Genomic DNA, 13,340 nt, shown 5'->3' with positions numbered 1-13,340 from the left:
AAATAGCTGATTCAATTTGCAAGTATTGATTTTGAAATTTCAACTATGACAACTCTAACTTTAACAAAATTTCAAATTACTCCTCTTGATGCACCTTTGGGAGCAGTAGTTACTGGACTAGATGCTAGTCAAACCATTGCACCTGAAGTTATTTTACAATTAAAACAAGCACTGCGGGATTATCATATTCTCATCTTCAAAAATCAAAGTTTGACTGATGAGCAATTTTTAAACTTTAGTTTTTACTTTGGTTCTCTTTTTGTCCCTCCAGATAATATTCCAGTTCTCGCTTCTCAGCCCGGAGTAACACCAGTCATAATTCCTGTTTCTAATGTTGATGGTGGTTATACAGGAACAGGTGAATTAGCTTTTCATTCTGACCACAAATGGACTCCTTTTCCTTCCAGTGGTTCTTTACTTTATGCTTTAGAAGTTCCATCGTCAGGGGGAGATACTTCATGGTTAAATCTGAATTTAGCTTATGAAACCCTTGATGAATCAACAAAAAAACGAATTGCTAATTTACAGTTGATTACTTATAATCCATTTTTAAATAAACCAGGAGAACCGCGTAAAAAATATCGTGAGGATAAGAATATTGCTCTAATTAGTCCTGTATTTCCTCACCCATTAGTAAGAACACATCCAGAAAGTGGCAAGAAGATTTTATATTTAGATTACGCCACAGAAGTTGAAATTGTAGGTTTAGATCCCCAAGAGGGTCAAGAATTAATTGCACAGTTGCGATATCATCTGCATCAGCATCAATTTTATTATCAACATAAATGGTCTGTAGGCGATATTGTTTATTGGGATAATCAATCTACATTGCATTACCGTCAAGCTTTTGATCCTAATCAACGTCGAGTTTTAAAACGGATTAGTTTAGCGGGTAGTCGTCCTTTTTAGATTTGTTGACCGTGCAACTAAAAACCGCTAGAAGTTAATTATGCAGAAATTTTGGACAAATCTGCTTTTCAATATCAAGTAACTTATGAAATTAAATATGTGCAAGCTTGGACAATTAATTCCTACCTTGAACATCTTCCAAATCACGCAAATTTCAATAAAAAATGATGAACTTTAATTTCAACTTACCCCGTCGCACAGTTGTCCAAAAATTTATCAAATATTCAGCATTGGCGGCTGTATTTTTCACTGCTCCTATTGCTACAACCGTTGTGCAAGCACAAAATGCTAGTCCTGCTAATAAAACGGGTATCAAAGCTAATGTCAAAGTTGTTCGCATGGCCTATCAAACATCTGGCGATATTGTGAAGATAAAAGGAGTAGTAGATAAGCGTCTTGAGCCTTTAGGCATCAAGGTAGAATGGTCTCCATTTCCTGCCGGACCCCAACTGATGGAAGCAATGAACGCCAATAGAGTTGATATTGGTAATGTAGGGGAAACTCCACCTATTTTTGCTCAAGCTGCTGGCGCGCAACTTGCCTATCTTGCTGCACGTAAACCGAGTAAAGGTGAAGGTAGCGCAATTGTTGTTCAGCCGGATTCCCCTATTAAAAGTGTCAGGGATTTAAAAGGGAAGAAAGTAGTGTTCCAAAGGGGTTCAGCCTCTCATTATTTACTATTAAGAGCGTTGGCTGAAGTAGGATTAAAATTTAGCGATATTCAACCAGTAAGTTTAACTCCTGCGGAAGCCCGTGATGCTTTTATTCAAAAGAAAATTGATGCTTGGGTAGCTTGGGACCCCTTTATTGCTGTAGTTCAAAGAACTGCCAATGCCCGTGTTTTAAGAAATGCGTCAGGAATTGCCACTCAAGGTGGATTTGTTATGGCAAGACGCGCCTTTGCCAGAGAAAATCCTGAACTTGTACGGGTAATTCTAGAGGAAATAGATAAGCTAGGTGCTTGGGCTGAATCTAATCCTAATGAAGTTGTGAAAATTCTCGCACCTGAATTGAAACTTGACCCCGCGCTATTAAGTGTGGTAGTTCGTCGCCGCACTTTTCGGTTACAAAAAATTAGTGACTCTATAATTCGTGAACAACAACGTATTGCTGATTTGTTCCATAAAGAGGGGGTAATACCTCAAAAAATTGCAGTGAGAGAATCATTTTTAAGTTCACAACAATACGCAAGTATCACGCCCCCAAGACTTAGTAGTAGATAACCAGATAATACCAATTTAAAAATGATGGTTACAGATTTAGGTTGGTTTTCAGTTTGTAACCTCCGGGAAGCAAGCTACAACCCAACCTATCCATCTGTCGCCTTCTTTTCTTGAATCTGTATAGCTACAAAGGAAATCAAAATTTGTTGGTTAAGCTCAAAAAAATGAAATAACGTAGGTTCGGTTGAGGAACGAAATCCAAAATTTACAAGGATTTGTTGGGTTTCGCTATCGTTTAACCCAACCTACAAAAATTCTTAATCGGACAGTATTGCAAAAGGATTAAAAAGAAGGAGCGAAAGAAAATTATTTCCTTTACTTGTTCATTTTTATTTTACAGACAAATTTTGTAAACAGCAGCTTCTTAATTTTTCGATTATGAAATCATCCTCATTTCCAACTACGCCTATTTCCTCTAGCTACGCAATGAAAAAAAATAAATTTCTGTTCCGACTAATTAAAAATCGCTATATTCAGTCACTCGTTCCTTGGGTTGTACCTGTACTAATCCTGATTGTCTGGCAAATTTTATCTTCGGTTGGAGTCATTCCCACTAGGATATTACCTGCACCATTATCTGTTTTAAATGCAGCCATTAAAATGGGTGCTTCTGGTGAATTATTTAAAAATATTGGTATTAGTGCAGCCAGAGCAATTTCGGGTTTCTTACTTGGTGGTAGTATTGGCTTTAGTTTAGGTTTAATAAATGGTATTTCACCAATTGCTGAAAAATTGCTAGATACATCTCTGCAAATGTTGCGGAATATTCCTAACTTAGCATTAATTCCATTGGTAATTTTATGGTTTGGTATTGGTGATGAGGCACGATTATTTCTGGTATCTTTGGGTGTAATATTTCCTATTTATTTAAACACTTTTCATGGGATTCGTAGTGTTGATAGGGGATTAATTGAAATGGGTAAAATTTACGGTTTAAATACTTGGGGTTTGTTCTGGCGAATTATTCTCCCTGGTGCAATGTCTTCAATTTTAGTTGGTGTACGGTTTTCTTTAGGGATTATGTGGCTAACTCTCATCGTTGCTGAAACTATTGCTGCTGATTCTGGTATTGGTTACATGGCGATGAACGCCAGAGAATTTATGCAAACAGATGTGGTGGTTTTGAGCATTTTAATATATGCTATTTTTGGTAAGCTGGCTGATGTTATAGCTAGAGCTTTGGAAAATTATTGGTTGCAATGGAATCCCAGTTATTTAAAGGGTTAATCTACTAATACTCGATATAGTTACAGTATTTTCTGCAAAAGTATTGCTTTTCTTGATTCATTTGTGCAATACTCTTAAACATTACCTCAATAATACGGTTTGCCGATAGAATTACCGTAGTTATTGATTGAGTTTTTGATCACAAAGTTTTACACTTAAATATCATGCAAGTTCTTTGGTTTATTCCCACACATGGCGATGGACGCTATATAGGAACTGCTATAGGTGGAAGGTCAGTCAATTTTGATTACTGGCGACAAATTGCCCAAGCGGTTGATCAATTAGGGTTTACAGGAGCTTTATTACCTACAGGTCGTTCTTGTGAAGATGCTTGGATTTTGGCTTCAACCTTGGTAACTCACACCAAGAAAATGCGGTTTTTAGTGGCGATACGTCCGGGGTTGATGTCACCAGGAGTAGCTGCAAGAATGGCTGCAACTTTTGATAGAATTTCTGGCGGACGACTATTAATTAATGTAGTTACTGGTGGTGATCCTGTTGAATTAGCGGGTGATGGTTTGCACCTAAATCATGATGATCGCTATCAACTAACTGATGAATTTTTAACAGTTTGGCGAGAAATTGCTGGAGGTGAAATTTCTAACTTTGAAGGTGATTATCTCAACATCAAAGAAGGTAAAATACTATTTCCTAATGTTCAGAAGCCTTATCCACCTTTGTGGTTTGGTGGTTCTTCTCCTATTGCCCAAGAAATTGCTGCCAAGCACGTTGATGTATACCTAACTTGGGGTGAACCACCTGAACAAGTAGCAGAAAAAATCGCCTCTGTAAAACGTTTAGCAGAAGCACAAGGTAGAACCTTACGGTTTGGGATTCGTCTTCATGTAATTGTCAGAGAAACTGAGAGTCAAGCTTGGGATGCAGCTAATGATTTGATTCGCTATGTCGATGATGAGGCTATTAACAAAGCCCAAAAAGCCTATTCTCGCATGGATTCTGAAGGACAAAAACGCATGAAGGAATTACATAATGGCAGTCGGGAAGCGTTAGAAATTAGCCCTAATTTATGGGCAGGAATTGGTTTGGTGCGTGGTGGTGCGGGAACTGCATTAGTAGGTGATCCTGATACTGTTGCTAAAAGAATGGAGGAGTATGCAAACTTAGGAATTGATACTTTTATCTTCTCTGGTTATCCCCATTTAGAAGAAGCTTATCGAGTAGCCGAATTGCTTTTTCCTCGCTTACCTTTGGATAATTTACCAATAGTAGAACCGCAACTATTAAGTCCCTTTGGCGAGATTGTTGCTAACCGGGAATTTCCCCAACAGCTTAAAGAACAACTTCGAGAAACAACAGTAGCAACTGTAGATTAATTAAATCAAGAGGTTTTTGTAACATGGCTTATATTTTAGCGATCGCTGGTAGTCCTTCTCATCCTTCCAGAACCTATGGACTGTTGGAATATGCAACTCAATTGAGTTCCCAACAAGGTTTAGAAACCAATATTATTTCTGTGCGAGATTTACCTGCTGAGGATTTAGTTTATGGGCGTTATAACAGCCCAGCTTTAGAACAGCCAAAAGCACTTCTAGAACAAGCAAGCGGCGTAATTATTGCCACTCCAATTTACAAAGCTGCATATACAGGTTTACTGAAATCTTTTTTAGATTTGCTACCACAGAAAGCTTTGACAGATAAGATTATCTTACCCTTAGCTACGGGTGGAACAATTGCTCATTTGTTATCAATTGAATATGCCCTAAAACCAGTTTTAGGTGAATTAGGTGCAAGGCATATTTTAAGTACAGTTTACGCAGTGGATAAGCAAATTCAAATTCAAGCTGATGGTAGCTTGCAGTTAGATCAAGAACTTGAACAACGCCTACAAGATGTTGTAAAAAACTTTGTGCAAGCTGTAAATAATGCCCAACCAGATGTCAAAAAGTTGGCTTATGCCAATTAGTTAAACTTTCTCTATACCAGTTACTTGGCATCATAGCTATTGCTCAGGTATTTTTGCAGGATTGTTTGATAAAATAGTGGTAACATTTATTTTTGTGGTCTTGTTAATTTGACGAGACCATTCTTTTTTACCGTCAAACTCTCCCCTATACATAGTTTTCTAATATAGCCGTAGACAAGGCGGTTAGGGCATCAACCAAAACTAAAACTTAGACACTGAAAGGCTTTTATCACTGTCACCTATCACCTGTCACCTACCTTAACGGAAAGACTTTCTCAGCAACCCCTACATATATTGGTTTTACCTTGCTTTTTGCACCCTCAAATGAATAACTTTTTCTCCAAAATATTGAGGGAATACAATCATTTTAATGTCATCACGAAACTTCCAAATGCTCTTGCTCTATTTCCACACTCTGTCCTTGATCTAATTCTGGTAAATTTTTCCCCAAAATCAGAACTGAAACCATCATTAATAAACTCGTCACCATAATCACACTAATCACGTTTGGATCATCAAAATTACTCGTACCTATTAATAAAGCAGCAGCAAAATTACGTTGAGCAGTTCCAACTCCTAAAACTCTTCGAGTATCAATACCAGACCCACCTAATAAATAACCGACAGTAAAAGAAAAGATAATAAAAATAGCACAAACAAAGATCACACCAGTTTTCAATAAAACAATAATTTCATTGAAGTGTACTATCAACCTCACTCCTAAACCTAAAAGCCATCCAAAATTAGATATTTTGAAAGTAATTGTTTGCAGATTGAAAGCGATATCTTCCGATTTATTCTTAATTAATAATCCAATTCCCAATGGTGTTAACATCATCAATATTAAAGGTTTGGCAATATCCCAAGAATTGACTTCTACACCTTGTAAAACTAATGGTAATACAATCGGCATATAAAAAACAGTGCCGAACATTAACATCATCATCAACCCTGTAGAAAAGGCTAAATTACCCTTCACTATTTGGGCAAGCTTAGGTAAAGCTGGAGGACCTGATGCTAATGCCATAATGATAAAACCATCTTTCACTGGTTCATTAACAGGTATTAATTGCAGCAACAAATATACAAAAAGCGGCACTAAAACAAAATTTGTGATTAGCGATAAAACAACCAAACGGATATTACGAAGAGGTTGCCAAATCTGTTGTACAGTTAACTTTAAACCTGTACCAAACATAGTAGCAACAACAAAAGCCAGAAATGCAATTTTGTCAAGGATGGGAATAATTTGGTGCATAAATTTTTTATTTCACGCAAAGTCGCCAAGGAGCAAAGACGCAAAGAAGAAAGCAAGAACTCAGCATGAATTTTAAAATATACTCTATCTTGCTCTCCGCGCCTCTGCGCCTCTGCGTGAGAAAACAATTACTTCAAATTCAAAGTAACTTTCTGTAAATTACCTGTGAACGCAAACGGTACTTGATAGGTTTCCACAATCGGAGTACCTGTATCTCGACCAACATCAAAAGTTTCATTTAAAGCTAAACGGTAGGGTAAAGTTTTTTCAATTCGACCCTCAGCCACCTGTTGATCATTAATAAATAACTTGCCAATTCCACCAGCACCAACTCCACCACCGTCATAATCAAAATTAAATTTAATTGTTGATTTACCAGGGGCTAATTTTTCAGGAGATTGAATAATGTAGCGTTCGGAATTAGCAAAGTTATAAACGTAGGTTGGTTTACTATCTTCTAGGAAAAATCCCCAACCAGCAAAACGTCCACCTTGAGTTAATAAAACACCCTCCGCACCACTTTCTGGAATTTCTACATCAGCAGTAATACTAAAGGATCTATTTTTTAAACTTGGGGCGCTACCTTCGGGAATGCTAACTCCACCAGAATAGTAAGTAAAGGTGGTGCGTCCTGTGGCCGGAGAAGGACGACTTTGAACATCAAATCTTTCAGAAACGCGATCATCTAATGGTAAAACTTTGTGTTTACGCGCTTCTGATAAAAACAACTTTTGCAGTTTTTCCAGTTTCTCTGGATTTTCAGATGCTAGGTTATTGGCTTCGCTGAAATCTTCCTCAATGTTGTATAGTTCCCAAGGATCTTTCTCGAAGTCTGCATTGATTGTACCCTGCCAAGGTAATCGGGGATGACGCGCCGCAGCTATCCATCCATCATCGTAAATAGCCCGGTTTCCAAACATCTCAAAATACTGGGTTTCGTGTTTAGAATCAGCTTCAGGATCATCAAATGTGTAAACGAGACTTGTTCCTTCAATTTTCTGTTGTTTTACCCCGTTAACTTGGGTGGGTGCAGTAATTCCCGCAGCTTCAAAAATAGTTGGTGTAATATCAATAACATGATGGAATTGGCTACGAAGTCCACCTTGATCTTTGATTTTATCCCCCCATGCAATAATTAAGGGGTTACGAGTACCACCAAAATGAGAGGCTATTTGTTTAGTCCATTGAAAGGGAGTTGTACCAGCCCAAGCCCAAGCTGCATGATAATGATTAAAGGTTTTGGGACTACCTAAGTCATTTAAAGAAGCTAACAGTTGTTCTCGACTTTCGGGTACTTTATTGAAAACTTTTAATTCATTAACGCTACCAGCTAAACCACCTTCAGCACTAGCACCATTATCACCAACGATGTAGAAAATTAAGGTATTGTCTAATTCACCAATTTGGTCAATGGCATCAATTAATCTTCCTACTTCATGGTCGGTATGTGCTAAAAATCCCGCAAATACTTCCATTTCATGGGCATAGATTTTTTGATCATCTGGAGATAAGGAATCCCACGCTGGCAATTCTTTGGGACGGGGGGTAAGTTGGGCATTAGCAGGAATTACACCCAGTTGTTTCTGACGTGCAAAGGTTTCTTCTCGTAATTTATCCCAGCCTTGGTCAAACTTGCCTTGATACTTGTCTATCCAGGCTTTGGGGGCGTGATGGGGTGCATGGGTAGCACCGGTAGCCAAATAGGTAAAAAAGGGCTTGTCAGGAGCTATAGACTGTTGAGAATGAATCCAGCTAATGGCATGATTTACTAAATCTGGTGTCAAATGATAATCAGGGTTATTGGTTGGTGGTGCAACTCGCTTAGTATTTTCTACTAAAGCCGGACTCCATTGGTTAGTATCACCACCTAAAAAACCGTAAAAATACTCAAATCCTAACCCTGTTGGCCAGCGATCAAAGGGACCAACTGCACTGGTTTCATAATCTGGTGTATTATGCCATTTACCAAAAGCTGCGGTGTTATATCCGTTTTGCCGTAATACTTCCGCTACAGTAGCCGCACTCTTAGGTAAAATAGTTGTGTAACCAGGAAAGCCTGATGCTAACTCTGCAACTACACCTGTACCGACTGAATGATGATTGCGTCCAGTTAATAAAGCTGCCCGTGTAGGTGAACAGAGGGCTGTAGTGTGGAATTGGTTATAACGTAATCCTTTTTCAGCTAAAAGAGTTAAATTCGGGGTATCTACGGGTCCACCAAAGGTACTCGCTTGCCCAAAACCTACATCATCCAACAATACTAATAGTACATTGGGGGCTTTTCCCGGGGCTTTAATAGGTGCAGGAAAATCCGGTGTTGATTCTTGATAAGTTATACCAATTTTACCTTCAAAAGATGGTGGATTTACTGGTAAAACTTTTGATGTTGCGGCTAGGGCGGGGTTTGTTGTAATTAGAAAGATGATGGAAAGAGATAGGGCGATTGCGCGGAGCGCAGCGCCGGAGGCGATCGCACGTAAAGTTGAATGGAACATACAATAACCTTTTAGGACTATTTTTTTGTCTCACGCAGAGGTGCAAAGAGAGATTAAGAGTGTTAAGACTTATGTACAAATAAGAGAAAAACGAACCACGAAGAACACAAAGAACACGAAGAAAAGAGGGTTTCAGAGAGTTTTTCTTATAAGTCTTGTATGAGGAAGACTAATAAAGTTCTTCTGCTGACTGTTACCTGTCACCTCGTCAAGTTCTTGACTAAGCGAAATCCGATATGGGTTGTTCCGGTATCAGGAGATTCTGATTCCCTTGCGGCTGGACGATAACGGCTACAATAGTTTGGCGCACATAGGTAAGAGCCACCTTTGATGACGTGCAGGGCGGTTTCTGTGGGTTTTTTAGGATCAAAACTTTGGTTAACAGATCCCCCACTTCTTTGAGAAGTCGGGGATCTATCGTTGAATAAATCGGAAGTCCACTCCCAAACGTTACCGGTCATGTCGTAAAGTCCATAACCATTAGGTGGGAAAGAGCCTACTTTTGCTGTTCCTACATAACCATCAGCTTTGGTATTGAAAAATGGGAAAATCCCCTGCCAAGTATTGGCTTTTTTGGCTGAATACTGATTTCCCCAGGTATAAGTTGCACCTTCTAAACCACCACGAGCAGCATATTCCCATTGTCCTTCTGTTGGTAGTGATTTTCCTACCCATTGGGCGTAGGCTAGTGCATCTTCATAAGCAATATGCACAACTGGATAGTTTTCTTTACCGACAATTGTGCTATCACTGCCGAAGGGATGCTGCCAGTTAGCACCGGGTGTCCAATGCCACCAACTAAGAAGCTGAACTCGCTTAACTCCTGGTTTTGGCATTTGAAAAACTAGAGAACCGGGTAATCTTTCTTCATCTGATAAGTCGGGAAACTGCTGTTTAGATAAAGGGCGTTCGGCAACCGTTACATAGTTTGTGGCTTTGACAAACTCTGTAAATTGGGCGTTTGTCACTTCGTATTTATCAATGCAGAACGATGTAACTGTGACATTTTCTGCTGTTTGCTCTTTCTCAAAACCAGAATCATCTGCTCCCATTTTGAATGTACCTCCAGAAATCATTACCATTCCTGGAGGACAGGGGTTAACGGCAAATGCTGGTGAATTGGTAAATAGCGATATCAGTGCAACTACTTGAATGAGGAGCAATATTAAAAACCGCATTTTACGTTGTATTAAGCTCCTGAGCGATCGCTTGTAGAATCACTGGGAGGTTCTTCTTGACTACTTCTACAACTGACCAAGTTATCTTGATCGAGATTATTAGCAGCAAACACATATCCAGAACTAAAGATCAACATTGCAGCAGTAATTAACAAAATTGCATATCTCATGGATTGATTTTTCACCTGATCTCTTTTCTAAGTTAGTTTGTCAGTATTCAGACGTTTTCATCTTAGGAATGTTATCTGCCTCTGTTTCTTTTCATTCTTTGTATTTCCATATTTCAGGTATATAGCTGATGGCTGACGGCTGACGGCTGAAAGCTGAATGCTTACGTTAATTTCTCCTCTCCAGTAGCCACTGGTAAATCTTTGTGAGTGCTATATTCTGTCCAAGAACCTTCATAAATTCTGACTTTGGGATAATTAAGCAGATGCTTTAAAACCACATATTGTAATGTGGCTTCTCGTCCTGTACTACAAGAAACAATAATGTCATTTTCAGGAGTAATCTTTTTATCTGCCAGAATTTTTTTAATTTCATCTAATGACTTTAATTTGTGAGGATTTTTAGCATCTGTAAATGTTACCCAAGGAATATTCCGCGCACCAGGAATATGTCCATTGCGTATCCAAAGATTTTCCTCACCCCGGAACAATTTTTCTGGTCTAGGATCAATAAAAACAACTCCTGGTTTACCAATAAGTTTTCTCACATCATTTAAATTCACACGCACTGAAGGATTATCTTTAACTGTGAATTTACCAACGGAATATTTAGGAAACTCTTTAGTTACATCTTGAGCAGCTTGATACCCTGCATAACCACCATCCAATACGGCAATATCTTTCAATCCAGAACGTTCTAGTAAATAAGCAACCATTGTTGCACCTAAAACATCTCTCCCATCTGAATATACAAGTACACGACTGTTATTTGTTACTCCTGAATTAGCAAATATTTCTCCTAATTTTTGATTGTTCCAATATTGTACTGGTAATCCTTCTTTTGGACCTCTAAAAGCCGTATCAGCAATGTTTACAGCATTAGGAAGATGTCCTTCTATATAGTCGAGAGGAAAATTACGTACATCTAAAATTCTGAGGTTAGGATCTTTGGCGTTTTCAGCTACCCAATTTGGCGAAACAAATTGAATGTTGGCGCGAGAATTAGCTGATAATACTGGCAAAGGTAATAAGGGAATACTTACTAAAAATGCAAAAAACACTGTCACCAAAGCAAATAACTTAGGTTTTTTCAGATTCTTTAAAGAAAAACTTTTAAACATCATTTTCACCTTTATTTCTATTTCATCAAAATCTTCATTACTTAGTGAAATTACTTTAATTAGCAGGAATATTAAAGTAATCTCAAAAACCGCATTCTACGCCGTTGTTACCGTTAAACCAAGAATTTTAGCGAATCTTTCTACATAAAATTCTGTAGGATTGGCAACTTGTTGAATAGATTCCCGTTGACGTAAATTATGCCACCATTCCTGTAATTTAGGTGTTTCTGTGGGGAATGTAAAATTACGGAATTTCTCTAAAACTGGTAATCTTTCAAACCAAGGATAGAAACTAATATCAACTAAACTCAGATTTTCACCTAAGAAGTAAGGACTATTACCAGAAAGTTTACCTAATCCTTCTTCTTCAATATACAAAAGAGACTCTAAAAACTCCCTCTTTCCTTGTTCTTGTTCTTGGGTATCTTTACCACGTAGGAATTTATTAAAAGCTGGAACTAAACGGGTATTAGCATAATCTATCCAAATTCTTGCAACCGCTTTTTGAGCAGGATCATGAGGTAATAAAGCTGGTTCGGGAAATACTTCTTCTAAATATTCATTGATAATTGCGGATTCATATATTTCCACATTACCATGTTTGATGGCTGGAACTTTTCCATAGCGAGAAACTTGGGTAAAAGCTTCTGGTTTATTCTGTAAATCAATTTCAACTGGTGTAAAATCAATTCCTTTTTCCAGCAACACTACACGGGTTCTTTGGGAAAAAGTAGAGGCTTTAGCGAAATAAATTTGTAATGTACTCATTTAGTCCTTTCCTTGATTGGAATTTGTTTGATTTTTTAGTTAATTAGGGCTTGCTGATAGCGTGGCGTAAGCCATAAAAGTATTTTCGTATAGACAGGCAAAAGACAAGAGTTTGGGCTATCTGTTGGCAACAAATTTTTCCCTATTTCACGCTCACTATTTTCAATTTTGCTACTCCTATCTTGAAAAACCGTATGGCTAACGCCACGCTACGCTATCGGCTGACGCTCACGGCGAAGCCTTGCACCTCATTGTTCTATTTTTCGCCTCAATCCTTTGATTTATCTATGTTTTACATTTATTCCGCATCTCCTAATTATAAAAATTGCAACTTGAATGACAGCCAAAGATAGAAGTGAAGCAATTTCACTTCTACGAGTTACATTTTTTTGACTGGCAAAATACCAGGGCTTAAAATTAACTACGGTTTATCGGTCGGATTAAAGTATTATTTTAGGAGTATTTCATAGTTTTTACTAAAAAACAAGTCTTTTAGCAAACATTTTTCTCAAAATGTAAGTAAGTCGGCGTGAAAAAACCAAACTATGTAAAGATAAGTAAATACGGAGAAGACATCTACCAAGGTGATAGAGATATGGGCGCTCGTTTGAGGGTATTTTTAACTCGTAAGCAAGACGAAATGCTGTTAAAACTGAGAACTGTGGATGTGCCACAGAAAGTCAAAGACCGAGGAGAGGTAGTGAGGTTAAATGCACATGGGTGGTACGTGGAAAAAATAGCAAATCATAACAATGGGTATTATTGTTAAATTTCCGTTACATAGTTATAAATTTCCCCGCCGACTTACTTATAATTCAAACCAAATCTTCCAACAAAGCAGTAATTTTCCCCTGGGCTTTAGTGCGGTTATCATCATAAATCATTAAACCCACATTCCGCACTTCAAAATGTAGTATATATACAAGTATCATAAGCAGCATAAAGGCTTAAATATAAATACGCAATAAAGAAAGTAAAAATATAGACTTTAATTCCCATTTGACTACTAAAGAGAAATTCATAGGGCATTGAGAATAAATTCAGGAAAAAATGAGAGAATGAGACTGAAT

At 37.9% G+C, this 13,340-nt stretch carries 12 protein-coding genes; 6 read left to right on the top strand and 6 right to left on the bottom strand.

Translation table 11 applies throughout. The annotated features are described in order from the left end of the window. The first annotated feature begins 45 nt into the window (after positions 1–45). The 5 genes from IQ237_RS16575 (at position 46) to ssuE (ending at position 5,283) form a co-directional block, all read left to right on the top strand. The gene (locus IQ237_RS16575; RefSeq protein WP_194057045.1) at positions 46–909 is read left to right on the top strand and encodes a TauD/TfdA family dioxygenase; all 864 of its coding nucleotides are present in this window, start codon (positions 46–48) and stop codon (positions 907–909) included. A gap of 167 nt (positions 910–1,076) precedes the next feature. Then, entirely contained in the window at positions 1,077–2,132 is a 1,056-nt protein-coding gene (locus tag IQ237_RS16570; protein ID WP_194057163.1) for a sulfonate ABC transporter substrate-binding protein, read from the top strand. Positions 2,133–2,558: 426 nt separating this feature from the next. Beyond that, positions 2,559–3,359, top strand: coding sequence for an aliphatic sulfonate ABC transporter permease SsuC (ssuC, locus tag IQ237_RS16565; RefSeq protein WP_194057043.1), 801 nt, complete (start codon positions 2,559–2,561; stop codon positions 3,357–3,359). Between the two features lie 164 nt (positions 3,360–3,523). Next, positions 3,524–4,693 carry an FMNH2-dependent alkanesulfonate monooxygenase gene (ssuD, locus tag IQ237_RS16560; protein ID WP_194057041.1) on the top strand — a complete coding sequence of 390 codons (1,170 nt, stop codon included), beginning with the start codon at positions 3,524–3,526 and terminating at the stop codon, positions 4,691–4,693. Positions 4,694–4,716: 23 nt separating this feature from the next. Then, on the top strand, positions 4,717–5,283 hold the full coding sequence (gene ssuE, locus IQ237_RS16555; RefSeq protein WP_194057039.1) for an NADPH-dependent FMN reductase: 567 nt from the start codon (positions 4,717–4,719) through the stop codon (positions 5,281–5,283). A 376-nt stretch (positions 5,284–5,659) separates the two neighbouring features. Here ssuE and IQ237_RS16550 read toward each other — a convergent pair whose 3' ends face one another. The 6 genes from IQ237_RS16550 to IQ237_RS16525 form a co-directional block, all read right to left on the bottom strand. Further along, positions 5,660–6,541 (bottom strand): bile acid:sodium symporter family protein, encoded by an 882-nt coding sequence (locus IQ237_RS16550; protein WP_194057037.1) that lies wholly within the window; start codon positions 6,539–6,541, stop codon positions 5,660–5,662. Positions 6,542–6,669: 128 nt separating this feature from the next. After that, positions 6,670–9,036, bottom strand: coding sequence for an arylsulfatase (locus IQ237_RS16545; protein ID WP_194057035.1), 2,367 nt, complete (start codon positions 9,034–9,036; stop codon positions 6,670–6,672). A 200-nt stretch (positions 9,037–9,236) separates the two neighbouring features. Next, positions 9,237–10,214 carry a formylglycine-generating enzyme family protein gene (locus tag IQ237_RS16540; protein WP_194057033.1) on the bottom strand — a complete coding sequence of 326 codons (978 nt, stop codon included), beginning with the start codon at positions 10,212–10,214 and terminating at the stop codon, positions 9,237–9,239. A gap of 11 nt (positions 10,215–10,225) precedes the next feature. Continuing rightward, positions 10,226–10,399, bottom strand: a complete 174-nt coding sequence (locus IQ237_RS16535) for a hypothetical protein (protein ID WP_194057173.1) — start codon at positions 10,397–10,399, stop codon at positions 10,226–10,228. Positions 10,400–10,545: 146 nt separating this feature from the next. Further along, positions 10,546–11,502, bottom strand: coding sequence for a sulfurtransferase (locus IQ237_RS16530; protein ID WP_228020391.1), 957 nt, complete (start codon positions 11,500–11,502; stop codon positions 10,546–10,548). 96 nt (positions 11,503–11,598) lie between these two features. Further along, complete coding sequence (locus IQ237_RS16525; protein ID WP_194057029.1) at positions 11,599–12,270, bottom strand: glutathione S-transferase family protein; 672 nt, start codon at positions 12,268–12,270, stop codon at positions 11,599–11,601. A 529-nt stretch (positions 12,271–12,799) separates the two neighbouring features. Between IQ237_RS16525 and IQ237_RS16520 the strand changes: the two genes are divergently transcribed. Next, positions 12,800–13,039, top strand: coding sequence for a hypothetical protein (locus IQ237_RS16520; protein ID WP_194057027.1), 240 nt, complete (start codon positions 12,800–12,802; stop codon positions 13,037–13,039). The last annotated feature ends 301 nt before the right edge of the window (positions 13,040–13,340 follow it).

Source organism: Sphaerospermopsis sp. LEGE 08334 (genome assembly GCF_015207205.1).
Taxonomy (GTDB): Bacteria; Cyanobacteriota; Cyanobacteriia; order Cyanobacteriales; family Nostocaceae; genus Sphaerospermopsis.
Note: the sequence above shows the minus strand (reverse complement) of the source record. Positions and strands in the feature narration are given on the sequence as shown.